The following is a 23,001-nucleotide window of genomic DNA, read 5'->3' on the forward strand; positions in this document are numbered from 1 at the left end:
GATGGAACCTTCCCCATGCCGCCCACCCCTGCCCTGCGCCGCCTGCTGACGCTGTATGCGGGCCTGATCGTCGCCAACATCGCCGTCTGGCTGTGGGCGCTCGCGGTGCTGCGCGACCATCCGCTGCTGCTCGGCACCGCCGCGATCGCGTACGGGCTCGGGCTGCGTCATGCGGTCGACGCCGATCACATCGCCGCGATCGACGTCGCGACGCGCAAGCTGATGCAGGACGGCCAGCGTCCGGTGACCGTCGGCCTGTTCTTCTCGCTCGGCCACTCGACGATCGTGATTGCCGCGACACTCGGCATCGCGCTGACCGCGTTCGCGCTGCGCGACCGTTTCGACGCATTCCGCGAGATTGGCGGCACGATCGGCACGGCGGTGTCCGCGACGTTCCTGCTCGTGCTCGCATGCATGAACCTGGTGATCCTGCGCGGCGTGTGGCGGCGCTATCGCGGCGCGCCCGACCATGCCCATGGCGGCGCGCACACGCATCGGGCGGGCGGCCTCGTGTCGCGGCTGCTGCGCCCGCTGTTCCGGTTCGTGTCGAAAAGCTGGCACATGTATCCGGTCGGCGTGCTGTTCGGCCTCGGTTTCGATACTGCAACCGAAATCGCGCTGCTCGCGATCGCGGCCGCGCAGGCAAGCCACGCGCTGCCGCTCTATACGGTCATGCTGTTTCCCGCGCTGTTCGCGGCCGGCATGACGCTGATCGACTCGACCGACAACGTGCTGATGATTCACGCGTACGGTTGGGCGATGGACGACCCGCAGCGCAAGCTGCTCTATAACGCGAGCATCACGCTGCTGTCGGCGGTCGTCGCGCTGGCCGTCGGCGGGATCGAGGCCGCCGGCCTGCTCGCCGACAAACTGTCGCTGACGGGCCCCGTACGCGATGCGCTCGATACGCTCGGCGAACACTTCGGCGCGATCGGCTATGGCATCGTCGCGCTGTTCCTCGTCGGCTGGATCGCGTCGATCCTCTGCCATCGCTGGCCGCGCGCTGCCGATCCAACGGCGCGCTGATCTGGTCAGACGTTTCATTCCAGAAACAAAATGCGCCCGACAGCGTTTCACGCGCTGTCGGGCAACGAGTGCACGCCTTGCGCCACGGGCGTAGCCGGCCGGTGGCACGAATCTCGCAGATAGGGATTCGCACGGCGGGCCCGCGTGCCGATCCGTGTTCGCGACTGCCCTCGGGCGCAAGCGCGACACGCATCGGCCGCCGATACGACATTGCATCGTTGCTGGTCCCCTGCATCACACGTTGACGGTCGCGCGTAACGAGGCATCGCGCCCATCGGGGAGATCAATGATGAGCAGAACGAAACAATTGTCCCGCACGGCGGGTCGGCGCTTTCACACCACCCTGCTGGCCGCAGCCGCGTTTGCTTGCTGCTGTTCGTACGCCAGTGCGCAGGACGCGACGCCCGGCGCCGCGCCCGACGCGATTGCGGGCGCGGACCCCGTGATGATGCTGGTCGAGGATGCGGCGTCCTGCGCCGCCAATCCGGCTGCATGCGCGGTACACGTCTATGCCGGCCGCGGCGCGGCAGGCAGCGGTGCCGGCAATACCACGGGCGGTGGCAGTCCGGGTAATGGCGGAAGCGGCGGGAGCGGCGCGGTCGGGCCCGCAGGGGTCAGTGGTTCCACGGGATCAACATCCGGCGGTATGAATGGCACAGGCAGTGGCGGGACTGCGTCCGGCAACGGAGGTAAGGGTGATGGGTCTTCTGGTGGCGGCACTTCGGGTAACGGCGCTTCGGGTGGTGGTACTTCTGGTAGTGGCACTTCTGGCGGCGGCACTTCTGGTGGCGGTACTTCGGGTGGCGGTACTTCGGGCGGTGGCACTTCCGGCGGCGGCACTTCGGGTGGCGGTACTTCGGGTGGCGGTACTTCGGGTGGCGGTACTTCGGGTGGCGGCACTTCGGGTGGCGGCACTTCGGGTGGCGGCACTTCGGGTGGCGGTACCTCGGGCGGCGGTACCTCGGGTGGCGGTACCTCGGGTGGCGGTACCTCGGGTGGCGGTACCTCGGGTGGCGGTACCTCGGGTGGCGGTACTTCGGGTGGCGGTACCTCGGGTGGCGGCACTTCGGGTGGTCATGGTGGTCACGGCGGTGGTGGTCATGGCGACGGTGGCGGCAATGGTGGTGGAAATGGCGTAGGTAACGGTGGCGGTCACGGCGGCGGTCACGGCGGCGGCGGTGGCGGCGGTGGTCACGGCGGCGGCAATGGCGGCGGTCACGGTGGCGGCAACGGTGGCGGCAACGGCGGCGGCAGCGGTGGCGGCAGCGGCGGCGGTCACGGCGGCGGCAACGGTGGCGGCAACGGCGGCGGTCACGGCGGCGGCAACGGTGGCGGCAACGGCGGCGGCAACGGTGGCGGCAACGGCGGCGGCAACGGTGGCGGCAACGGTGGCGGCAACGGTGGCGGCAACGGCGGCGGTCACGGCGGCGGCAGCGGCGGTCACGGCAACGGCAACGGCGGTCACGGCAACGGCAACGGCAACGGCAACGGTGGCGGTGGCGGTGGCGGTGGCGGTGGCGGCGGCGGCGGCGGTGGCGGTGGCGGTGGCGGTGGCGGTGGCGGTGGCGGCGGCGGCGGCGGCGGCGGCGGCGGTGGCGGTGGCGGTGGCGGTGGCGGCGGCAGCGGCGGCAGCGGCGGCGGCGGCGGCAGCGGCGGTAGCGGCGGCAGCGGCGGCGCCGGCGGCAGCGGTGGCCAAGGTAACGGCGGCGGCAGCACCGGCGGTCACGGAATCGGTGGCCACGGCAATGGCGGTGGCAACGGTAATGGCAACGGCAATGGTGGCGCCGGCAGCGGCGGCGCCAACGGTGTCGGCAACGGCAGCGGCGGAGGCGGCGGAGGCGGCAGCGGTGGATCGGCCGGTGGCCATGGCCACTGACCGACGCATCGCCTGAGCAGTGCCGTCAGAGCATTTCGAGCGCGCGCTTGCTGCGCGGCGGACGGAAATAACCGTCGATCTGCGCGCGCTCGTCATCGCTCAACACGAGGTCGAGCGCCGCACGATTGTCGCGCACGTGCTCGATCCGCGACGCCTTCGGAATCGCGAACACACCCGGTTGCGCGAGCACCCACGCAAGCGCGACACGCGTCACCGACACGCCGCGCTGCCGCGCGATCTCGTCGAGCGGCGAGCGCTTCGGCAGCCGCCCGTGATCGACCGGGCTGTAAGCCATCGCGGGCATCCGATGCTCGGCGAGCCACGGCAGCAGGTCAAATTCCGGACCACGCCGCGCGATGTTGTAGAGTATCTGGTTGGTCGCGCACGCGCCGCCACCCGCCTCGTCGATGAGCTCGGCCATGTCGGCCGTATCGAAGTTGCTGACGCCCCAGTGCCGGATCTTGCCCGCGCGCCGCAACGCCTCGAACCCCTCCACCGTCTCCTCGAGCGGCACCGAACCGCGCCAGTGCAGCAGGTACAGGTCGAGATGATCGGTACGCAAACGTTCGAGGCTCGCCTCGCACGCGGCGACGACGCCGCGCCGGCTCGCATGATGCGGGTACACCTTGCTGACGAGGAACACGTCGTCGCGCAGGCCGGCCAGCGCCTCGCCGACGAGTTCCTCGGTCGCGCCGTCGCCATACATCTCGGCGGTGTCGACCAGCGTCATCCCGAGCGCGATACCCTCGCGCAATGCGGCGATCTCGTCGGCGGGACGCGCGGGGCGCTCGCCCATTTCCCAGGTACCGAGGCCGAGCTTCGGAATCGTCTCGCCGTCCGGCAGGACGACCGTGGCGATCGTGTCTGTCATGCGTTCCTCGCTGCGGTTCGTGGCCGCGCACCGCGGCCGAAGCATCGAATACGACGCATCAGTGTAGTCAATCCGTGCGGCCTTCACGTATTACACGGCAAAAACCGGCTATAACGGCGCCGCATGATGACTTAGAATGGCCGGCAACCTGATCGATACCCATTCCATGAAGTCACCCACGGACGACCGCTGGCAGGACCTGCGCCCCGACCCCGACAACGACACGCCGCTCTATCTGCAGCTCGCCCGCAAGCTCGGCGACGCGATCCACGACAATCGCTGGGCGGCTGGCGAGGCGCTACCGTCCGAGCGTGTGCTGTCCGAAGCGCTCGGCGTGTCGCGCATCACCGCGCGCAAGGCGATCGCGCTGCTCGTCGAGCAGGGCCTGATCCGCCGCACGCAAGGCGCCGGCAACTTCATCCAGCCGCGTTACGAGGATCCGCTGTCGCGGCTGTCGAGCTTCAGCGAGATGCTCGAGCGCCGCGGCTTCAAGCCGAGCTCGCAATGGCTCGAGCGCGAAATCCAGCCGGCGAACCGCGACGAAGTGATTCAGCTCGGGCTGTCGCCGGCCGCATCCGTTACACGGCTGAAGCGCCTGCGCCTCGCCGACGGCATCGTGATGGCCGTCGAGAACTCGACGTTCCCCGCTACGCTGATTCCCGATCCGCAGGCGATCGGCGGTTCGCTGTACAGCTATCTCGAAGCGCGCGGCACGCCGATCGTGCGCGCGCTGCAGCATTTCCGCGCAGTCAACGCGACCGACGAGATCGCGCAACAGATGGGCATCGCGCCGCACGACGCGCTGCTGCTGATCACGCGGATCGGCTACACGGCCGACCAGCGCGCGATCGAGCTCACCGATACCTACTGCCGCAACGATTACTACGACTTCGTCGTCGAGCTGCGCAAGTAACGGGCACGGTGCCCCCGGCGCTCACAGCCAGCGCGCGTCGTCCGTGCCGAGCGGAACGGGCGGCCGGGCGAAGCACGGCGGCGTCGCCGACAGGCGTTCGGCCGGGCGCACCGCATCGATCGTGCCGAACGGCGACGCGCTCCGGTCGATCTGGTCGCGCACGTCGTCGGGCGTAAATTCCGGTGCGTGCAGACCGTCCGGCACCACGCCGAACGATTGCAGCCAGCGACCCGTCTGCGCGAGCGACAACCGCACGTGCCAGCTCCCCCCTTCCGTCGCCCGCCGCGCGAGCGCGATCATCGCGCCGAACGCCGCCAGATACCCCGTCGCATGATCGAGCGCCTGGCACGGCAGATGGCGCGGGCCGTCCGCGTGCGCCGCGCGCTGCTCACTCCATGCGATGCCGCTCGCCGACTGCACGAGGCTGTCGAAGCCGCGCCGCATCGACCACGGCCCCGCGTGTCCGTAAGCGGATACCGACACGCAGACGATGCCGGGCCGCAGTTCCGCGAGCGCCTGCGGCGAGAACCCGCGCGCCGCGAGCGCGCCCGGGCGATAGGCTTGCAGGAATACGTCGGCGTGGCGTGCGAGATCGCGCAGCGCGGCGACGCCCGCCGCCTCGCGCAGGTCGATCCACGTCGAGCGCTTGCCGCGCCCGTTGTCGATCACGAGCGACGCGATGTTCGGCAGGTGCGGGCCGTTGACGAGCAGCGTTTGCGCGCCGTGCGACGCGAGCGTGCGGCCCGCGACCGGCCCTGCGATGATGCGCGTGAGATCGAGCACGCGCACGCCCGCGAGCGGCTGGTCGGGCTCGCCGTGTCCGATCGCCTCGACAGGTGCATCGCCGATCCGCTCGATCTCGAACAGCGGCAGCGACGCGAGCGCGCGCGCCTGATCGTGCGCAGCCCATTCGTCAGGGGTTCTGATCAATGCCGCGCAGAGGCCCGCCTCGGCCAGCGCGGTATCGAGCGCCGCGCCGTCCCACGTGCGGATCGCCGCGGCAACGTCGTCGCGCCGCGGGCCGCAGCCGAGCACGTCGAGAATTCCGTGCAGGTGATGCGGAAAGTTCGCATGCAGCTGGATCCAGCGTCCGTCGCGCGTGTCGTAGAAGCCCGTCACCGGATGACGCAGCTCCGGCGGCGGGCCATCGTCGACGCGCAGGTAGCGTTCGCTGCGGAACGCGACGAGCGCGTCGCGCATCGACACGTCGACGCGCTGCGCGACACCCGTGCGCAGCCGGTGACATTCGGCCGCCGCGAGGCCGGCTGCCGCGATCGTCGCCGCGGCCAGCGTGCCGACGTGGAACGTCGACGGCAGCGTCGGGTCCTGCCCCGTCACGGCCGCGCGGGCCAGCGCGTCAGGCGCGCCGTGCGCGAGTTGCCACAAACGGGTCAATGCGAGTTCGGGTGTCATGGTGTAAGCGCGCCGTTGAGGAGACTCAATCGAGTCTAGAATTCGCGACGGGTGCGATCAATCTTGATTGCCCGAATCAATGCATAACGAATAGTTGTAGCCGGGCCGCGTTTCATGCGCCCCGACAGGAGCGATCCGCATGACGTCCCTCAGCGCGCCGGAAGCCGCCGGCATCCTCGGTGTCAGCGTGAGCACCCTTTATGCGTATGTGAGCCGCGGGCTGCTGCGCTCGCTGCCCGACGGCGCGAGCAAGCGCCGCCGCTACGACGCGGACGAGGTGCGTCTGCTCGCGCGCCGTCGCGCCGATGCCAAACGCGCGGGCGGCGTCGCCGAACGCTCGCTCGACTGGGGCGTGCCCGTGCTCGAATCGCGGATCACGCAGATCGCCGACGGCCGCCTGCACTACCGCGGCGCCGATGCGATCGCGCTCGCGAACGACGCGACGCTCGAGGAAGTGGCCGCACGGTTGTGGGATTGTCCGCCCGCGCGGCTGGCCGCCGCATCGCCGGCGTCGACCGGTTTCGACACCGCGCAGTGGGACGACTGGGCGCGCCGCTGGGCGCATCTGGCGCCGCTCGAGCGCACGCTGGTGCTGCTCCCCGCCGCGGCCGCGTCGCTGCCGCGCCTGTGGGCGCAGGGGCGCGACGCGCAGTTCGACGCGGCCACGCTGCTGCTGCGCGTGACGGCGGCCGCGCTGGCCGGCAGCACGCCGAACGACGCGCCCGTGCACCGGCAGCTCGCCGCCGCGTGGCGCATCCGGCGGCGCGACGAAGTCGACCTGCTGCGCCGCGCGCTCGTGCTGTGCGCCGACCACGAGCTGAACCCGTCGACGTTTGCGGTGCGCTGCATCGCATCGACCGGCACCCACCTGTTCGGCGCGATCGCGGGCGGGCTCGCCGCGCTGTCGGGCCCGCGTCACGGCGGCGAGACGTTCCGTGCGGGCGCCCTGCTCGATGAAGCGGCGCGTGCCGCCGACCTCGACCGCTATCTCGCGCTGCGCGTCGCGCACGACGAACGCGCGGACGGCGCCCGCACGGTGCTGTCCGGCTTCGCGCACCCGCTCTATCCCGACGGCGATCCGCGTGCCCGCGCGTTGCTCGACGCACTGCACGCGACGCTGCCCGACCGGGCGCCGCTCCAGGTCGCTCGCGCGCTCGCCACGCGCGTGGAAGCGGCGACCGGCCTGCGCCCGTCGATCGATTTCGCGCTCGCGGTGCTGGAGCGCACGCTTGCGCTGCCCGACGGCGCCGCGTTCACGCTGTTCGCGGCCGGCCGCACCGCGGGCTGGATCGCGCATGCGCTCGAACAGTATGCGGACGGCAAGCTGATCCGGCCTCGCGCGCGCTACGTCGGCAGCGATGCGACGGCCTGAGCGCGGCCGGCGCGCCATGCGGCAAACCGTCGCCACGCGATCGGCGTCGCGTGCACGGCCGGCGCCGCCTGCGGGCCGAACGCGAACACCGCACCGCCCGCCGCCGCGCTGATCCACACGCGCATGCCGGGCAGCAGCGAGAGCGACTCGCCGGCGCGCAGCCAATGATCGTCGGGCCGGCCCTCGACCGTCACCCACAGGTCGCCGTCCGCGACCTGCAGCGCGGTGCGATCGACGATCCGCCACCGCGCGGCCGGCTCGTTGCCGTCCATCTCGTAGAGTCGCAGTTCGCGCATGGCGGCCTCCGGGTCGCGCGGGTTCGATGACACCAGTATTCCGGACGGCGGCGACGCGCGGACAGATACGCCTGCAGACACTTTCGGCTGAACTGTACCGGTTCGCCGGCGGACGGGCGTCCACCCGGTGCCGGTATGCCCGGTGCCGGTACGCCCGGTGCCGGTACGCCCAGTGCCGGTACGCCCGCTGCCGGTACGCCCGGTTTCATGTCCTGACGGCTGGCGGGGCCCCCCATTCTGCGTGTTCCGGCGGCTTTGCCTACAATGGCGGCTGTCCCGCGCCCCCGGTCCGCCCCCATGTTCCAACCCCCGCCCGCCGCCGCTCCCGGCGAAAAGAACCTCACCGTGATGCTGTGGCTCGTCGCGACGGGCTTCTTCATGCAGACGCTCGATGCGACGATCGTCAACACGGCGCTGCCGTCGATGGCCGTGAGTCTCGGCGAATCGCCGCTCCGGATGCAGTCGGTCGTGATCGCGTACTCGCTGACGATGGCGGTGATGATTCCCGTTTCCGGCTGGCTCGCGGACACGTTCGGCACGCGGCGCGTGTTCTTCAGCGCGATCCTGGTGTTCTCGCTCGGCTCGCTGCTGTGCGCGAACGCGCATACGCTGCAGCAGCTCGTCGTGTTCCGCGTCGTGCAGGGGGTGGGCGGCGCGATGCTGCTGCCGGTCGGGCGGCTCGCCGTGCTGCGCACGTTCCCGGCCGAACGCTACCTGAGCGCGCTGTCGTTCGTCGCGATTCCCGGGCTGATCGGGCCGCTGATCGGGCCGACGCTCGGCGGCTGGCTCGTGAAGATCGCGTCGTGGCACTGGATCTTCCTGATCAACGTGCCGGTCGGCGTCGCCGGCTGCATCGCGACCTTCTACTCGATGCCCGACTCGCGCAACCCGGCCGTCGGCCGCTTCGACCTGAAGGGCTATCTGCTGCTGACGATCGGGATGGTCGCGATCTCGCTGTCGCTCGACGGGCTCGCCGATCTCGGCATGCAGCACGCGGCCGTGCTGGTACTGCTGATCCTGAGCCTCGCATGCTTCGTCGCGTACGGACTGTACGCGGTGCGCGCGCCGCTGCCGATCTTCTCGCTCGAGCTGTTCAAGATCCATACGTTCAGCGTCGGCCTGCTCGGCAACCTGTTCGCGCGGATCGGCAGCGGCGCGATGCCGTACCTGATCCCGCTGCTGCTGCAGGTGAGCCTCGGCTATTCGGCGTTCGAGGCCGGGCTGATGATGCTGCCGGTCGCGGCGGCGGGGATGTTCTCGAAGCGGATCATCACGCAGCTGATCACGCGGCACGGCTACCGCAAGGTGCTGCTCGTGAACACGATCATGGTGGGCGTGATGATGGCGAGCTTCGCGCTGATGCGCGACACGGTGCCCGTCTGGGTGAAGGTCGTGCACCTCGCGCTGTTCGGCGGCTTCAACTCGATGCAGTTCACCGCGATGAACACGCTGACGCTGAAGGATCTCGGCACCGGCGGCGCGAGCAGCGGCAACAGCCTGTTCTCGCTCGTGCAGATGCTGTCGATGAGCCTTGGCGTCACCGTCGCCGGTGCGCTGCTCGCGACCTTCACCGGGATGCTGCGCACGGTGACGCCGAGCAATACGCTGCCCGCGTTCCATGCGACCTTCATCTGCGTGGGGATCATCACGGCCGCGTCGGCGTGGATCTTCGCGCAACTCGCCCCCGAAATCCGCGGCCGCGCGCAGAAGACCGACCCGTCCGAACGCGCGTGACGCCCGGCGCACGCCGTCCAGATCGCCGCGATCGCCACGAGGGCGCGGCGCGCACCATGTCGGTGCGGCCATGCTGCACGGCGCGGCAGCCGGCGCCCGCGGCGGCCCGCCGCACGGGGCACGATGCCGTGCATGCTTCTTGCTCGCCTATTCTGTAGGTAAACTGGCAGTCTCCCTTCGGCCGACATCATGAGCATGATCGACATCGATCCCCCCGGCTTCCAGCCGCCCCGCCCCGTCGCCGGTGACGACGGAAAGCGGCGCACCGTGCTGTACGGCGCGTACACCGTGTTCAGCGTGTTCCAGCCGGTTTTCTCGGTGTCGCACCGCCGCGCGATCGGCTATCACGCGTCGCTGCGCGCGCACGACGAGGAAAGCCGCCAGGTCGCGTCGCACGAGGTATTCACGCAGGCGGCGCGGCGCGGCGACCTGCTCGAACTCGGCCGGCTCGCCGAATCGCTGCATCTCGGCAACTTCCACGCGTTCGACAGTCACGACGAATGGCTCTTCCTGAGCCTGCATCCGGCCGCGCTGATGGACACCGTCTACGGCGACGCGCTGCTCGCGAACCTGAAGGCGCTCGGGCTGCCGCCGCATCGCGTGGTGCTCGAGGTGCCCGAACAGGCGGGCGGCGAGACGCCGCGCTACGCGGCGATCGTCGACGGGTTGCGCAAGGCCGGCTTCCTGATCGCGCTCGGCGGCTTCGGCGCGAAGCATTCGAACATCGACCGCGTGTGGCACCTGCACCCCGACATCGTCACGCTCGATCGCGGCATCCTCGCGCAGGCGAGCGAGCATTCGCATCTCGAACGCGTGCTGCCGGGGCTCGTGTCGCTGCTGCACGAATCCGGCCAGCTCGTGCTGATGGGCGGGCTCGCGACCGAGCGCGACGCGCTGATCGCGCTCGAATGCGACGTCGATTTCGTGCAAGGGCAGTACTTCGCGGGGCCGAGCGTCGACCCCGTCCAGCCGCAGGCCGCCGCCGGCTGCATGGACACGCTGTCGGCCGCGTTGCGGCTGCGCGTCGCGCAACGCGAGCGCACGCAGGCCGAACGCCTCGCGCCGTATGTCGCCGCGCTGGAGGAAGCGAGCAAGAAGCTCGCCGCCGGCGAGCCGCTGATCGACGCCGCCGGCGCCGTGCTCGGCTTGCCGGAAACCGCGCGCTGCTTCCTGCTCGATGCATCGGGCCGCCAGATCGGCGACAACGTGCTCGCGCGCGGCAGCGTCTCGCAGCGGGCGAAACGCTTCCGGCCGCTGCTGCATTCGGAAGGCGCGAGCTGGGAGCGCCGCCCGTACTTCAGCCACGCGATGCGCGCGCCGGGCCGCGTGCATCTGACGCCGCCGTACCTGTCGATCAACGAGGCGCACCTGTGCGTGACCGCATCGATCGCCGCGCCGGTCGCGACCGGCATGCAGGTGCTGTGCGTGGACATCAACTGGGAAGCGGCGCTCAACCGCGAATGAAGATGCGCGCCGCGCTCATGCGGCGCCGTTGACATCGCCAGCCCGGCGCGCGATCAGCCGGTGCACGCGCTTGCCGGACGACGCGCTGACGACTTCATGCTCGTCGATCACCTGCATGCCGGCGCCGAGCGCCGCACGCATGCGCGCCGAATCGAGCGGCGTGTACAAGCGGCCGCGCTCGTCGCGCAACGCACCGTGGCCGGCCACCCGCCAGCTCAGATACACCGTGCCGCCGGGCATCAGCAATGTGGCGAGCCGTGCGGCCGCCGCGGCCGCATCGGTCTGTTCGAGGTGCATCACGACCGTTTCGCACAGTACGTTCCGGAACGCGCCGGACGGCACGCCGGCGAGCGCCGGCAGCGCGGCCAATTCGAACGTCAGCGACGGGTAACGCAAGCGCGCCTCGGCGAGCAACGCGGCGCTCGCGTCGTAGCCGCGCACGTCGAATCCTTGCGAAGCGAGCCACGCGGTGTCGCGCCCCGCGCCGCAGCCGACATGGGCCGTGGGCCCCGGCGAGAAAACCTGCTCGAGCAGCGCGTACATGTCGTCGGGGGCGGCCTCGTCGAGCCAGTCCTGCGCGTATTGCGCGGCATGGGCTTCGTAGGCATCGACAGTCGGGCGATCCACCATGGCGATTGCTCCGCGTACGCGTCTGATCGGGCGACGCATCACGCATCTTAGCCGCTGCGCATCGCGCGTGGTATGGCGCGCCGCGCGTGGCGCTACGCCGCTCGCATGCCGCCCGCGCGGGTCACCGCGGCCGTCAGTTCGGCCCACAGCGCGTCGCCACGCCAGGCCGGCCGCGATGCCGCCGTTTCCGCGTCGTGAACGAGGGCGCAGAGCCGCGCGTTGACCGGCGCCGGCGCGCCGAAGCGCGCGGCCAGCCGGACGATCTCGCCGTTGATCCATTCGACTTCGGTCGCACGGCGCGCGGCGAGATCGTCGGACATCGACGAACGCGCGAGCGGATCGATCGCGAGCATTCGACCGCCCAGCGCGCGAAACGCGGGATCGGGCAACTCCAGCACCGCGGGAATCCATGCGGCCGGCAACGGCGTGAGCCGCGCGGGCCGGATCGCGGCGCGGGACAACACGTGCAGCGCTTCGCGCTGCGCCAGCGCGACGCAGCGCCGGTATGCGCGTTGCGAGAGTTCGTCGCGCAGCGGCAGGTTCGCGAGCGCATTGACCGCGTTGTTCAGGTTCAGCAGCAGCTTCGCCCATTGCACGGCGCGCATGTCGCGGTGCAGCGCGAGCGGCAGCCCGGCACGCGCGAACGCGCCGGTGAACGGCCGCAGCGCGGGCGACGCATCGGCCGCGAACGCGCCGGTCGAACCCTGGTGAAACGCGCCGGGCGCGCGCTCAATCACGTTGAACGGAACCATGCCGGCCAGCACGGTCGCTTGCGGCAGCGCCTCGCGCAATACGTCGGCGTTGGAAAGGCCATTCTGGAAACTGACGACGACCGTGCCGGGCCGCAGCACGCCGGCGAGCTGCGCCGCGGCGTCATGCGTCGCGGCCGACTTCACCGTGACGAGCACCAGCCGCGCGGCGGCCGCGGCGGCCGGATCGGTCGAGAACGCGACCTGAGCCGGCTCGAGCGTCGCGCGATAGCCGCGCGAGTCGGTCAAGGTCAGTCCGTTCGCCCGAATCGCGTCGCCGATGCGGGCGCGGCCGACGAGCGCCACCGGCGTACCGGCCGCCGCGAGCCGGCCGCCGAGATAGCAGCCGACCGCGCCCGCGCCGAACACGCAGACGGGCGCGGCCGACGTGTCAGACATGCGAATGCGCGCCGCCGTGGACGGGCCCCGAGCGCCGCTCGACTTCGCGGCGCAAGTCGCCGCGCAGGCCCGCGAAGAACGCGACTTCGGCGACGACGAACAGCGGCCCGACGATCAAGCCGACCAGATCGTCGACGAACGCGGGCTTGCGCCCCTCGAACCAGTGCCCGATGAACTGCACGATCCAGCCGACCACGAACGCGCCGATGCCGATCGCGAGCCACTGCGCGGTGGGCAGCAGCGCGAGCGTCTGCGCGGCCCACAGGCCGAGCGCGAACAGCGCGGCCATCACCACGCCGAAGCGCAGGTCGAGGCGCAGGTAGAACACCACGGACGCCACGGCGAGCAACAGCGCGGGAGACAGCGCGACGCCTGCCAGCGTGCCGAGCGCCGGCCGCGACAGCAGCACCTCGACCGCGAACACGATCATCGGAATACCGACCAGGTGCGTCGCGATGTTGCGCGCGTCGCGATGGTAGGCCGCATACTGGGAAAGGTGGTCCTCGAGGGTCTTCATGGTGTCTCCTGAACGATCATTGAGCGCTATGATGCGCGTCACGCCCGAGAACCTCTGTCAGCTACCCGACATCGCGTGCCCATGCCCTCGTCGCTCGCCCCCTACCTGCCGCAGATCGAAGCGCACCCGTGGTTCGCCGCGCTGCCGCCGGCGTTGCGCGAAGACCTGCTCGCCCGCGCCGCGGTGCGGCGCCTGCCGGCCGGCCGCGCGCTGTTCCGCCGCGGCGACCCGCCATGCGGGCTGTATGCGGTGCTGGCCGGCTCCCTCACCATAGGCGCGGTGGATCCGCAGGGCAAGGAAGCGCTGCTGATGGTCGCCGAGCCCGTCACGTGGTTCGGCGAGATCGCGCTGTTCGACGGCCAGCCGCGCACCCACGATGCGATCGCGCTCGACGACACGCTGCTGCTGCACGTCCCGCAGGCCGGGCTGCTCGCGATTCTCGACACGACGCCCCAGTACTGGCGGCAGTTCGCGCTGCTGATGGCGCAAAAGCTTCGGCTGAGCCTCCTGAACGTCGAATCGATGAGCGTGATGCCGGCCGCGCAGCGGCTCGCCGCGCGGCTGCTGATGATCGCCGAAGGCTACGGCGGGATCAGCGCCGGCCGCACGCACATCCGGCTGTCGCAGGAAAAGCTTGCGGCGATGCTGTCGCTGACGCGGCAGACCACCAACCAGCTGCTGAAGGCGCTGCAGGCCGACGGCGTCGTGCGGCTGCACGTCGGCGAGATCGAACTCGTCGACGTCGACGCGCTGCGCCGCGCGAGCGGATTACCCGCCAGCACGGACTGACACCACCGCGCAAGCGCAACAACCGCAACAATAGCAGCAAGCGCCGCAACATTGCGTTCCCGCCGTCATGGCATTGCGCTATCGTGGCGGCTCGTTTCCCCCTCCCCCGACCCGCACTTGAACACGTCGACCGTCACCGCCCCGTCCCGCCACGCCTGGCCCGTGTTCGTCGCGTTCCTGCGGCTCGGCCTCACGTCGTTCGGCGGCCCCGTCGCGCATCTCGGCTACTTCCGCGATACGTTCGTCACGCGGCGCAGCTGGCTGACCGAGCGCGCGTATGCCGACCTCGTCGGGCTGTGCCAGTTCCTGCCGGGGCCGGCGAGCAGCCAGGTCGGGATGGCGATCGGACTGTCGCGCGCGGGCTATGCGGGGATGTTCGCCGCGTGGCTCGGCTTCACGTTGCCGTCGGCGCTGCTGATGATGCTGTTCGCGCTCGGCGTGCATGCGACGGGCATGCCGGTCGCCGCCGGCGCGCTGCACGGGCTGCGCATCGTGTCGGTCGCGGTGATCGCGCAGGCGGTATGGGGCATGGCGCGCACGCTGTGCCCGGATGCGCGCCGCGTCACGCTGATGGCGATCGCGGCCTCCATCGCGCTGCTCGTGCCGGCCGCGTGGCTGCAGGTTGCCGTGATCGTCGCGGCGGGTGCAGCCGGTCTCGTGCTGTTGCCGCAGCCCGAGCGCGGCGCGCACGAGCCGTTGCCGCTGCATTTGTCGCACCGCGCGGGCGTGCTGTGGCTCGCGCTGTTCGCCGCGCTGATCGTCGTGTTGCCGTTCGCGGCCCGCGCGTTCCATTCGAACACGCTCGCCGTCGTCGACGCGTTCTTCCGCACCGGTGCGCTGGTGTTCGGCGGCGGCCACGTGGTGCTGCCGCTGCTGCAGGCCGCCGTCGTCGCGCCGGGCTGGGTCGGCGATTCGGCATTTCTGGCCGGCTACGGTGTCGCGCAGGCCGTGCCGGGGCCACTCTTCACCTTTGCGGCCTTCCTCGGTGCTTCGCTGCGCGATGCGCCGAACGGCTGGCTCGGCGGGACGATCGCGCTCGTGTCGATCTTCGCGCCGTCGTTCCTGCTCGTGGCCGGCACCGCGCCGTTCTGGGAACGCCTGCGCCGCAGCACGCGCATGCAGGCCGCGCTCGCGGGCGTGAACGCGGCCGTCGTCGGCCTGCTGCTCGCCGCGCTCTATCACCCGGTATGGACCGACACGATCGTGTCGCCTGGCGATTTCGCGGCCGCACTTGTCGCGTTCGTCGCGCTGGTGTTCTGGCGCGTGCCGCCGTGGGCGGTCGTGATCGCAAGCGCGGCGCTCGGATGGTTGGCGGGGGTGATTGCCTGATCCGGCGAATGTCGGGTGTCGATTCACGTCCGACGAAAACAAAAAAGCCCTCGTGACGAGGGCTTTTTTTACGGTGCCGCGCGCCGCTTAGGCGCGCAGGACACGTGGACTTACGCGAAGTTCTTCGCTGCGAAGTCCCAGTTCACGATGTTCCAGAACGCTTCGACGAACTTCGGACGTGCGTTGCGGTAGTCGATGTAGTACGCGTGTTCCCACACGTCGATCGTCAGCAGCGCCTTGTCGGCCGTCGTCAGCGGCGTTGCGGCGTTGCTCGTCGACACGATGTCGAGCGAACCGTCGGCCTTCTTCACGAGCCATGCCCAGCCCGAACCGAACGTGCCGACCGCAGCCTTCGTGAACGCTTCCTTGAACGCGTCGTACGAACCCCACTTCGCGTTGATCGCGTCGCCCAGTGCACCCGACGGTGCGCCGCCGCCGTTCGGCGACAGGCTGTTCCAGAAGAACGTGTGATTCCAGATTTGCGCGGCGTTGTTGAAGATGCCGCCCGACGACTTCTTCACGATCTCTTCCAGCGGCAGGTTTTCGAATTCCGTGCCGGGGATCAGGTTGTTCAGGTTCGTCACATAAGCCTGGTGATGCTTGCCGTAGTGGTACTCGATCGTCTCTTTCGAGATGGTCGGCGCGAGTGCGTCTTCAGCGTACGGGAGCGGCGGGAGCGTATGAGCCATGGCGATTCCTTCGTTGAGTATGTAGGGGGGCTGTATTGGATGCTGCCGAGCGTCCGATTGTAGGCGAGTCCGAATATCCCCGCAAACTCACGGGCATTTATCCGCGGTATGCAGAAAATCGGCGTTGGCGCTTCATCCGGCAGGACGAGACGACGACGCGCAGCATCCGTTCCCGCGCGGGGCGCCACCGGTCAATCCGGTACGCCGGGCGCGCGAGCTTCGCTTCGCGTGCGTCGCCTTCGTCAGATCGTATCGGTCAGCCGCGGCTGCACGTCGGCAAGCGACACGTCGGCCGAGCCTTCGGCGAGATGCACGGTCAGGCGGCGCTGCGGCTTCAGTGAGCTCGGCGCACGCACCGCGCGGCCGGTCTGCGCGTCGATCAGCGCCGCGTAGCCGCGCTCGAGCGTGCGCTGCGGGCTCAGCACCTCGAGCCGCGCCGCGCAGGCCGAGACCCGCGCGGTGTCGCGCTCGTGACGGCGCTGCAACGCCACGGTGAGCCGCTGCGACAGCCCTGCGAGCGCATGGCGCGCCTGCGTCGGATCGGGCCGCGCACGCTGCCAGCGCAGCTGCGCGAGCGCGAAACGCGCACGCGCGTCGCGCACCGGCCGCGACGCCGCCGACGCGAGCCGCACCGCCAGTTGTTCGACGTGGATACGCTGCCGCCGCAGCCGTTCGGCCGGGCTGACGAGCCGGCGGGCGAGCCAGTCGAGCTGCTGCGCCCGCTGCTCGAGCCCGCGTTCCAGGCAGCGCGCGAGCGCGCGCTGCCGGTCGGCGACCTCGCGCAACAGCAACGCGCGCTGCGGACTCGCGAGCTCGGCCGCGCCGGTCGGCGTCGGCGCGCGCAGGTCGGCCGCGAAGTCCGCGATCGTGAAATCGGTTTCGTGGCCGACGCCGCTGACGACCGGCAGTTCGCTCGCGGCGATCGCGCGCGCGAGCGCTTCATCGTTGAACGACCACAGATCCTCGATCGACCCGCCGCCGCGACAGACCAGCAGCACGTCGACCTCGCGCCGCGCGTTCGCGGCCTGCACGGCCGCGACGAGCTTCTCGGCCGAGCCCGCGCCCTGCACGGGTGCCGGATAGACGATCACCGGGATGTGCGGCGCGCGGCGCGCGAGCGTGGTCAGCACGTCGCGCAGCGCGGCGGCCTGCAGCGACGTGACGATGCCGATCCCGCGCGGGTGCGCCGGCAGCGGCCGCTTGCGCTCGGGCGCGAACAGGCCTTCGGCCTCGAGCTGCGCCTTGAGCCGCAGGAACGCCTCGTACAGCCGCCCTTGCCCGGTGCGCCGCACGGCCTCGACATTGAGCTGCACTTCGCCGCGCGGCTCGTACATCGTGACGACCGCGCGCACCTCGATCCGGTCGCCTTCGCGCGGCGTGAATTCCGCATACTGCGCGCGACCGCGGAACATCACGCAGCGCATCTGCGCCTGCCCGTCCTTGATCGAGAAATACCAGTGACCGCTCGCGGCGCGCGTGAAATTCGACACTTCGCCCGAAATCCACAGCAGCGGAAACGAGCGCTCGAGCATCGTCGAAATCGCGCGATTGAGCGCCGAAACGGGAATCACTTCGTCGCCGCCGCGGGTGGCGCCGGGAACGGAAAAAGGAGAGTCGGAAAGCATGGGCGATCGAATGAATGCTGGCGGCGACACGATAGTCCGACACGCGCCCGACGTCCAGCGCCGACCGTGCGCGCCGCGATGCGTGAAATGTGTCCACATGCTGGCAATCGTCCGCCAAAAACACTTGAAAACCGCACAAAAATCCAGACAATTGCCCGCAACACGTTGATTTTTATATATTTTTAAACCTTACGAATCCATTCTCGACCGATTCGATGTCCGCCCGGCGGGCGTTTGGCGCGAACAGGCGGGGAGTTCTTCACAGAGTTATCCACAGCGCGCGACGATCCGACCCCGTCGGGTGCGTCGCCCGGCCGCGCTTGCCGCGCCCGCGTGCGGCGCGCTAGAGTGCCGCCTTCCGAAGACCTTGCGGCATGCGCCGCGCAACGGAGAATCCGTCTTGACGAATCCGTCCCACGCCGCGGCGCACGACACGCCGCGCCCGGCCCGATGAGCGCGCCCGGCGGCCCGCTCGCGCGGCTCGAAGCGCGCGTCACGCGCGAATGGCAGCGACGCGGCGCACTCGCGTGGGCGCTCACGCCGTTCGCGTGCGTGTTCGGCCTGTGCGCGGCGCTGCGCCGTACCGCCTACGCACAGGGCTGGAAGCAACCGGTCGACGTCGGCGTGCCCGTCGTCGTGGTCGGCAACGTGACCGTCGGCGGCACCGGCAAGACGCCGACCGTGATCGCGCTCGTCGATGCGCTGCGCGCGGCCGGGTTCACGCCGGGCGTCGTGTCGCGCGGCTACGGCGCGAACGTGAAGACACCCACCGCGGTCACGCCCGCGTCGCGCGCGAGCGCGGCCGGCGACGAACCGCTGCTGATCGCGCGCCGCACCGATGCGCCGGTGTGGGTGTGTCCCGACCGCGTCGCGGCCGCCCAGGCGCTGCGCGCCGCGCACCCGGACGTCGACGTGATCGTCAGCGACGACGGCCTGCAGCACTACCGCCTCGCGCGCACGGTCGAGCTCGTCGTGTTCGACCACCGGCTCGGCGGCAACGGTTTCCTGCTGCCGGCCGGCCCGCTGCGCGAACCGCTGTCGCGCCACCGCGACGCGACGCTCGTCAACGATCCGTACAGCGGCGCGCTGCCGCCGTGGCCCGACACCTACGCGCTCGCGCTGACGCCGGGCGCCGCGTGGCACCTCGACCAGCCGGCGCTGCGCCGCCCGCTGTCGCAGTTCGCGCACGAGCGCGTGCTCGCCGCGGCCGGCATCGGCGCGCCGGAACGCTTCTTCGCGACGCTGCGCGCGGCCGGCCTCGCGCCGACGACGCGCGCGCTGCCCGACCATTACGCGTTCGCCGACAATCCGTTCGTCGACGACGCAGTCGACGCCATCCTGATCACCGAGAAGGATGCAGTAAAATTGGGCGCTTCCTGGCGCGACGCTCGGCTGTGGGTCGTCCCCGTCGAAGCCGCGCTCGATCCTCGCCTCATTGCCCTCGTTGTGGAGAAACTCCGTGGACGCTCGCCTGCTTGAAATCCTTGTGTGCCCTATCTGCAAAGGCCCGCTCCACTATGACCGCGCCGCGCAGGAGCTGATCTGCAACGCGGACAAGCTCGCCTACCCGATCCGCGACGGCATCCCCGTGATGCTCGTCGACGAAGCACGCCAGACCGTCGAAGGCACGCCGGTCGACCCCGCCGGCCCGGCCGGCAGCTGAACGCCGCACCGCTGCACCGGCACGCGGCCGCCGCGGTTCGCCGCGGCCGCATGCCGAACCCTGCCGGGCGGCCTGCTTTCGACGCGTCGCCCGCCCCAGCCCTTCTCACCGCCCAGCCCCGATGACTCATCCGCAGCCCTTCATCGCCGTCATTCCTGCCCGGCTCGCATCGACGCGCCTGCCGAACAAGCCGCTCGCCGATCTCGGCGGCAAGCCGATGGTCGTGCGCGTCGCCGAGCGCGCGCGCGAAGCGGGTGCGCAGCAGGTGCTCATCGCGTCCGACGCGCAGAGCGTGCTCGACGCGGCACGCGATCACGGTTTCGAAGCGGTGCTGACGCGCGCCGACCATCCGTCCGGCACCGACCGGCTCGCGGAAGTCGCCGCGACGTTCGGATGGAGCGACGACACCGTCGTCGTCAACGTACAGGGCGACGAACCGCTGATCGACCCGGTGCTCGTGCGCGACGTAGCGTCGCACCTCGCCGCGCATCCGGACTGCGCGATCGCGACCGCCGCGCACCCGATCCACGACGCGGCCGACGTGTTCAACCCGAACGTCGTGAAGGTCGCGCTCGACGCGCGCAACGTCGCGATGTACTTCTCGCGTGCGCCGATTCCGTGGAGCCGCGACGCCTATCTGCCGCACTGGCCCGACGTCTCAGCCATGCCTGCGCCGGCCTTTCCGGTCCATCGCCACATCGGCCTCTATGCGTATCGCGCGCGTTTCCTGCGCACTTATCCGTCGCTCGCGCAGGCGCCCGTCGAGCAGGCTGAGCAGCTCGAACAGCTGCGCGCGATGTGGCACGGCGAGCGCATTGCCGTGCTGATTACCGAGCACGCGCCCGAGGCCGGCATCGACACGCCGGCCGATCTCGCACGCGTGCAGGCCCTTTTTCGTCCGGGTTCAAAATAACCCGTGGCATAATCGGGCGATTGTGCGAGCCGTCCGCGACCCGCGCGTTCTCGCTTGACCCGCCACGGCCTGTCCCGGCAGCCGCGCGTCGCTTTTAGCCGACGCGCCGCGTCAGACCGGTCCGCCGCGCGCCAGGCAAGCGCCGCGCACGCTGTCGCCGACACTTTCGCGTCTCGCCATACGAATCTACATTCTGGAGATATCACCATGCGTTTGATCCTGTTGGGCGCGCCCGGCGCGGGAAAGGGCACCCAGGCAAACTTCATCAAGGAAAAGTTCGGCATCCCGCAAATCTCGACGGGCGACATGCTGCGCGCGGCCGTCAAGGCCGGCTCGCCGCTCGGCGTCGAGGCGAAGGGCTACATGGACGCCGGCAAGCTCGTGCCGGACGCGCTGATCATCGGCCTCGTGAAGGAGCGCCTGAAGGACGCCGACTGCGCGAACGGCTACCTGTTCGACGGCTTCCCGCGCACGATCGCGCAGGCTGACGCGATGAAGGACGCCGGCGTCGCGATCGACTACGTGCTCGAAATCGACGTTCCGTTCTCGGAAATCGTCGAGCGCATGAGCGGCCGCCGCACGCACCCGGCATCGGGCCGCACGTACCACGTGAAGTTCAACCCGCCGAAGGTCGAGGGCAAGGACGACGTGACGGGCGAACCGCTGATCCAGCGCGACGACGACAAGGAAGAAACCGTCAAGAAGCGTCTCGAAGTGTACGAAGCGCAGACCAAGCCGCTGATCACGTACTACGGCGACTGGGCGCAGCGCGGCGAGGAAAACGGCCTGAAGGCCCCGCAGTATCGCAAGATCTCGGGTCTCGGCACCGTCGACGAAATCCGCGAACGTGCGTTTGACGCACTGAAGTAAGCACCGCGTCGTGCACCCGCAAGCCGCCCTTTCCGGGCGGTTTTTTTCGTCTGCTCGATCCGCTTCGGCTAACGGGGATGCGCACGAGCGTGCCGGTCGCTCCTGCGCCCCCGCGGCGCCTCGTACAATCGATCGGACGCAGGTGCCGACCGGCATCGGACCAACAAGGAGGCAGTGATGGAGATTCGCGGCAACGTCTTTCTGATCACGGGCGGCGCATCGGGCCTCGGCGCCGGCACGGCGCGCATGCTCGCGCAGGCCGGCGGCAAGGTCGTGCTCGCCGACCTGAACGAGGCGGCCGGCACGGCGCTCGCGAGCGAACTGGGTGGCATATTCGTGCGCTGCGACGTGTCGAGCGAGGCCGATGCGCAGGCAGCTGTGGACGCCGCGACGCGCGCGGGCACGCTGCGCGGCCTCGTGAACTGCGCGGGCATCGCGCCTGCCGCGAAAACCGTCGGCAAGGACGGCGCGCATCCGCTCGACGTGTTCGCGAAGACGATCAACGTGAACCTGGTCGGCACCTTCAACATGATCCGGCTCGCGGCCGCCGCGATGGCCGCGACTACGCCGAACGACGGCGGCGAGCGCGGCGTGATCGTCAGCACCGCATCGGTCGCCGCCTACGACGGCCAGATCGGCCAGGCCGCGTACGCGGCGTCAAAGTCCGGCGTCGCGGGCATGACGCTGCCGATCGCGCGCGACCTCGCGCGCCAGGGCATCCGCGTGATGACGATCGCGCCGGGGCTGTTCGAGACGCCGATGCTGCTCGGCATGCCGAAGGACGTGCAGGACGCGCTCGGCGCGATGGTGCCGTTCCCGCCGCGGCTCGGCAAACCGGACGAATACGCGATGCTGGTGCGCCAGATCGTCGAGAACCCGATGCTCAACGGCGAAGTGATCCGCCTCGACGGCGCGATCCGGATGCAGCCGAAATAAATGCAAACAACTGCAAACAAAAACGCCCGCAATGCGGGCGTTTTGTTGTTCAAGGCTCTCGACGCCGGGCCGCGCCAGCGGCTCAGTCCTCGTCGTCGCGCTGCATCCGCTGCCGCAATTCCGTCACCTGCGATTCGACGACGGTTGCGTCGTCCGCATCGGGCCGCTCGCCGAGATACTGCTCGAGATCCTCGAGCGCGGGGCGCAGGTAGTCGAGCCGTGCATACGCGAAGCCGCGGTCGCGCACCTCGTCGAGGTGCTCCGGCAGCAGGATCACGAGCCGCTGCTGCACCGCGAGCAGCCGCTGCCAGCGTTCCGTCTGCAGATAGATCGTCTTCAGGTTGCGCAGCATCCGCGCGATGATCTCGCGGCTCGTGGCCGGCTGCAGCAACGCGCGCAACGCGCTGTCGACCGCGCCCGCCGCCCGCGCGACGTAAGGTTCGAGCATTTCGACCATCTCGGCTTCGGACAGCGAATGGCCGTTGGTCGGATCAATGATCAGGTCGCCGTCCGGCAGCGTCACGCGCAGCAGGAAATGGCCGGGGAACGACACGCCGCGCGCCGGCACGCCAATCTGCTCGGCGAGCTCGAGGTACAGCACCGACAGCGAAATCGGAATCCCGCGCCGACGCTTGAGCACCGCGTTCAGGTGGCTGTTATCGGGGTCGTAGTAATCGTTGTGATTGCACGCGAAGCCGAGTTCGCGAAAGAAGAATTCGTTGAGCGCGGCGACGCGCTCCTTCAGGTTCGCATCGTCGGCGAGCCGGCGGCGCAGCCGCGCGGCCAGCATGTCGAGTTCGGCCAGCGTGCCCTGCAGGTCGAGGTCGGGATAGGCGTCCTGTGCGAGCGACAGCGCGGTCTCCGTGACGGGCAGGCTGTCGTCGTCCGCCACGAGCGTGCTGAAGTAGTCGAGGACGCGGGTCATTG

Annotated in this window: 22 protein-coding genes; 13 read left to right on the forward strand and 9 right to left on the reverse strand. The window is 70.1% G+C overall.

Features of this window, described 5'->3' with window-relative positions; translation table 11 throughout:
- Positions 1-15 precede the first annotated feature (15 nt).
- Positions 16-1,026 (forward strand): HoxN/HupN/NixA family nickel/cobalt transporter, encoded by a 1,011-nt coding sequence (locus BAMB_RS13020; protein WP_041491250.1) that lies wholly within the window; start codon positions 16-18, stop codon positions 1,024-1,026.
- Positions 1,027-1,315: 289 nt separating this feature from the next.
- Positions 1,316-2,902 carry a hypothetical protein gene (locus BAMB_RS36310; RefSeq protein WP_041491390.1) on the forward strand — a complete coding sequence of 529 codons (1,587 nt, stop codon included), beginning with the start codon at positions 1,316-1,318 and terminating at the stop codon, positions 2,900-2,902.
- Between the two features lie 25 nt (positions 2,903-2,927).
- Here BAMB_RS36310 and BAMB_RS13030 read toward each other — a convergent pair whose 3' ends face one another.
- The gene (locus tag BAMB_RS13030) at positions 2,928-3,773 is read right to left on the reverse strand and encodes an aldo/keto reductase (RefSeq protein WP_011657729.1); all 846 of its coding nucleotides are present in this window, start codon (positions 3,771-3,773) and stop codon (positions 2,928-2,930) included.
- Positions 3,774-3,939: 166 nt separating this feature from the next.
- Here BAMB_RS13030 and BAMB_RS13035 point away from each other — a divergent pair, with 166 nt between their 5' ends.
- Entirely contained in the window at positions 3,940-4,686 is a 747-nt protein-coding gene (locus tag BAMB_RS13035) for a GntR family transcriptional regulator (protein ID WP_034177022.1), read from the forward strand.
- Positions 4,687-4,707: 21 nt separating this feature from the next.
- Here BAMB_RS13035 and BAMB_RS13040 read toward each other — a convergent pair whose 3' ends face one another.
- Positions 4,708-6,099: a CoA transferase gene (locus BAMB_RS13040; protein WP_011657730.1), complete on the reverse strand. Its 1,392-nt coding sequence runs from the start codon at positions 6,097-6,099 to the stop codon at positions 4,708-4,710.
- A gap of 139 nt (positions 6,100-6,238) precedes the next feature.
- On the opposite strand from BAMB_RS13040, the gene BAMB_RS13045 reads away from it, so the two are divergent.
- Positions 6,239-7,471 carry a citrate/2-methylcitrate synthase gene (locus BAMB_RS13045; RefSeq protein ID WP_011657731.1) on the forward strand — a complete coding sequence of 411 codons (1,233 nt, stop codon included), beginning with the start codon at positions 6,239-6,241 and terminating at the stop codon, positions 7,469-7,471.
- Here the strand turns inward: BAMB_RS13045 and BAMB_RS13050 are convergent.
- Positions 7,444-7,767: a DUF2917 domain-containing protein gene (locus tag BAMB_RS13050; RefSeq protein WP_011657732.1), complete on the reverse strand. Its 324-nt coding sequence runs from the start codon at positions 7,765-7,767 to the stop codon at positions 7,444-7,446. The two genes, BAMB_RS13045 and BAMB_RS13050, sit on opposite strands and share 28 nt — an antisense overlap.
- Before the next feature lie 297 nt (positions 7,768-8,064).
- Between BAMB_RS13050 and mdtD the strand changes: the two genes are divergently transcribed.
- Positions 8,065-9,501, forward strand: a complete 1,437-nt coding sequence (mdtD, locus tag BAMB_RS13055) for a multidrug transporter subunit MdtD (protein ID WP_041491251.1) — start codon at positions 8,065-8,067, stop codon at positions 9,499-9,501.
- A gap of 189 nt (positions 9,502-9,690) precedes the next feature.
- Positions 9,691-10,965, forward strand: coding sequence for an EAL domain-containing protein (locus tag BAMB_RS13060; RefSeq protein ID WP_011657734.1), 1,275 nt, complete (start codon positions 9,691-9,693; stop codon positions 10,963-10,965).
- A 15-nt stretch (positions 10,966-10,980) separates the two neighbouring features.
- On the opposite strand, the gene BAMB_RS13065 is transcribed toward BAMB_RS13060, so the two are convergent.
- The 3 genes from BAMB_RS13065 to BAMB_RS13075 form a co-directional block, all read right to left on the reverse strand.
- Positions 10,981-11,595: a class I SAM-dependent methyltransferase gene (locus tag BAMB_RS13065; RefSeq protein ID WP_011657735.1), complete on the reverse strand. Its 615-nt coding sequence runs from the start codon at positions 11,593-11,595 to the stop codon at positions 10,981-10,983.
- 92 nt (positions 11,596-11,687) lie between these two features.
- The gene (locus tag BAMB_RS13070; RefSeq protein WP_011657736.1) at positions 11,688-12,743 is read right to left on the reverse strand and encodes a 2-dehydropantoate 2-reductase; all 1,056 of its coding nucleotides are present in this window, start codon (positions 12,741-12,743) and stop codon (positions 11,688-11,690) included.
- Positions 12,736-13,260, reverse strand: coding sequence for an Mpo1 family 2-hydroxy fatty acid dioxygenase (locus BAMB_RS13075; protein ID WP_011657737.1), 525 nt, complete (start codon positions 13,258-13,260; stop codon positions 12,736-12,738). Before BAMB_RS13075 ends, BAMB_RS13070 begins: the two co-directional genes overlap by 8 nt.
- A gap of 81 nt (positions 13,261-13,341) precedes the next feature.
- On the opposite strand from BAMB_RS13075, the gene BAMB_RS13080 reads away from it, so the two are divergent.
- Together BAMB_RS13080 and chrA are read left to right on the forward strand one after the other, a co-directional pair.
- Positions 13,342-14,049 (forward strand): Crp/Fnr family transcriptional regulator, encoded by a 708-nt coding sequence (locus BAMB_RS13080; protein ID WP_011657738.1) that lies wholly within the window; start codon positions 13,342-13,344, stop codon positions 14,047-14,049.
- A 117-nt stretch (positions 14,050-14,166) separates the two neighbouring features.
- Positions 14,167-15,378 (forward strand): chromate efflux transporter, encoded by a 1,212-nt coding sequence (chrA, locus tag BAMB_RS13085; RefSeq protein WP_041491252.1) that lies wholly within the window; start codon positions 14,167-14,169, stop codon positions 15,376-15,378.
- Positions 15,379-15,488: 110 nt separating this feature from the next.
- Here chrA and sodB read toward each other — a convergent pair whose 3' ends face one another.
- Together sodB and xseA are read right to left on the reverse strand one after the other, a co-directional pair.
- Positions 15,489-16,067 (reverse strand): superoxide dismutase [Fe], encoded by a 579-nt coding sequence (sodB, locus tag BAMB_RS13090; RefSeq protein WP_011657740.1) that lies wholly within the window; start codon positions 16,065-16,067, stop codon positions 15,489-15,491.
- A 242-nt stretch (positions 16,068-16,309) separates the two neighbouring features.
- Positions 16,310-17,692 (reverse strand): exodeoxyribonuclease VII large subunit, encoded by a 1,383-nt coding sequence (gene xseA, locus BAMB_RS13095; RefSeq protein WP_011657741.1) that lies wholly within the window; start codon positions 17,690-17,692, stop codon positions 16,310-16,312.
- A gap of 450 nt (positions 17,693-18,142) precedes the next feature.
- On the opposite strand from xseA, the gene lpxK reads away from it, so the two are divergent.
- The 5 genes from lpxK (at position 18,143) to BAMB_RS13120 (ending at position 22,074) form a co-directional block, all read left to right on the forward strand.
- Complete coding sequence (gene lpxK, locus BAMB_RS13100; protein ID WP_011657742.1) at positions 18,143-19,171, forward strand: tetraacyldisaccharide 4'-kinase; 1,029 nt, start codon at positions 18,143-18,145, stop codon at positions 19,169-19,171.
- A complete protein-coding gene (locus BAMB_RS13105) occupies positions 19,152-19,355 on the forward strand; it encodes a Trm112 family protein (RefSeq protein ID WP_006750935.1) in 204 nt (67 codons plus the stop codon). Before lpxK ends, BAMB_RS13105 begins: the two co-directional genes overlap by 20 nt.
- A gap of 121 nt (positions 19,356-19,476) precedes the next feature.
- A complete protein-coding gene (gene kdsB, locus BAMB_RS13110) occupies positions 19,477-20,268 on the forward strand; it encodes a 3-deoxy-manno-octulosonate cytidylyltransferase (RefSeq protein ID WP_011657743.1) in 792 nt (263 codons plus the stop codon).
- A 207-nt stretch (positions 20,269-20,475) separates the two neighbouring features.
- The gene (gene adk, locus BAMB_RS13115; RefSeq protein WP_006750937.1) at positions 20,476-21,138 is read left to right on the forward strand and encodes an adenylate kinase; all 663 of its coding nucleotides are present in this window, start codon (positions 20,476-20,478) and stop codon (positions 21,136-21,138) included.
- A gap of 177 nt (positions 21,139-21,315) precedes the next feature.
- On the forward strand, positions 21,316-22,074 hold the full coding sequence (locus tag BAMB_RS13120; protein WP_011657744.1) for an SDR family NAD(P)-dependent oxidoreductase: 759 nt from the start codon (positions 21,316-21,318) through the stop codon (positions 22,072-22,074).
- 82 nt (positions 22,075-22,156) lie between these two features.
- Here BAMB_RS13120 and BAMB_RS13125 read toward each other — a convergent pair whose 3' ends face one another.
- A complete protein-coding gene (locus BAMB_RS13125) occupies positions 22,157-22,999 on the reverse strand; it encodes a SirB1 family protein (RefSeq protein ID WP_011657745.1) in 843 nt (280 codons plus the stop codon).
- Positions 23,000-23,001 lie beyond the last annotated feature (2 nt).

The organism is Burkholderia ambifaria AMMD (assembly GCF_000203915.1).
GTDB lineage: Bacteria > Pseudomonadota > Gammaproteobacteria > Burkholderiales > Burkholderiaceae > Burkholderia > Burkholderia ambifaria.

Coding starts and splice junctions, on each gene's coding strand:
- BAMB_RS13020 (WP_041491250.1), top strand. CDS start 16: ATGCCGCCCACCCCTGCCCTGCGCCGCCTGCTGACGCTGTATGCGGGC.
- BAMB_RS36310 (WP_041491390.1), top strand. CDS start 1,316: ATGAGCAGAACGAAACAATTGTCCCGCACGGCGGGTCGGCGCTTTCAC.
- BAMB_RS13030 (WP_011657729.1), bottom strand. CDS start 3,773: ATGACAGACACGATCGCCACGGTCGTCCTGCCGGACGGCGAGACGATT.
- BAMB_RS13035 (WP_034177022.1), top strand. CDS start 3,940: ATGAAGTCACCCACGGACGACCGCTGGCAGGACCTGCGCCCCGACCCC.
- BAMB_RS13040 (WP_011657730.1), bottom strand. CDS start 6,099: ATGACACCCGAACTCGCATTGACCCGTTTGTGGCAACTCGCGCACGGC.
- BAMB_RS13045 (WP_011657731.1), top strand. CDS start 6,239: ATGACGTCCCTCAGCGCGCCGGAAGCCGCCGGCATCCTCGGTGTCAGC.
- BAMB_RS13050 (WP_011657732.1), bottom strand. CDS start 7,767: ATGCGCGAACTGCGACTCTACGAGATGGACGGCAACGAGCCGGCCGCG.
- mdtD (WP_041491251.1), top strand. CDS start 8,065: ATGTTCCAACCCCCGCCCGCCGCCGCTCCCGGCGAAAAGAACCTCACC.
- BAMB_RS13060 (WP_011657734.1), top strand. CDS start 9,691: ATGAGCATGATCGACATCGATCCCCCCGGCTTCCAGCCGCCCCGCCCC.
- BAMB_RS13065 (WP_011657735.1), bottom strand. CDS start 11,595: ATGGTGGATCGCCCGACTGTCGATGCCTACGAAGCCCATGCCGCGCAA.
- BAMB_RS13070 (WP_011657736.1), bottom strand. CDS start 12,743: ATGTCTGACACGTCGGCCGCGCCCGTCTGCGTGTTCGGCGCGGGCGCG.
- BAMB_RS13075 (WP_011657737.1), bottom strand. CDS start 13,260: ATGAAGACCCTCGAGGACCACCTTTCCCAGTATGCGGCCTACCATCGC.
- BAMB_RS13080 (WP_011657738.1), top strand. CDS start 13,342: ATGCCCTCGTCGCTCGCCCCCTACCTGCCGCAGATCGAAGCGCACCCG.
- sodB (WP_011657740.1), bottom strand. CDS start 16,067: ATGGCTCATACGCTCCCGCCGCTCCCGTACGCTGAAGACGCACTCGCG.
- xseA (WP_011657741.1), bottom strand. CDS start 17,692: ATGCTTTCCGACTCTCCTTTTTCCGTTCCCGGCGCCACCCGCGGCGGC.
- lpxK (WP_011657742.1), top strand. CDS start 18,143: ATGAGCGCGCCCGGCGGCCCGCTCGCGCGGCTCGAAGCGCGCGTCACG.
- kdsB (WP_011657743.1), top strand. CDS start 19,477: ATGACTCATCCGCAGCCCTTCATCGCCGTCATTCCTGCCCGGCTCGCA.
- adk (WP_006750937.1), top strand. CDS start 20,476: ATGCGTTTGATCCTGTTGGGCGCGCCCGGCGCGGGAAAGGGCACCCAG.
- BAMB_RS13120 (WP_011657744.1), top strand. CDS start 21,316: ATGGAGATTCGCGGCAACGTCTTTCTGATCACGGGCGGCGCATCGGGC.
- BAMB_RS13125 (WP_011657745.1), bottom strand. CDS start 22,999: ATGACCCGCGTCCTCGACTACTTCAGCACGCTCGTGGCGGACGACGAC.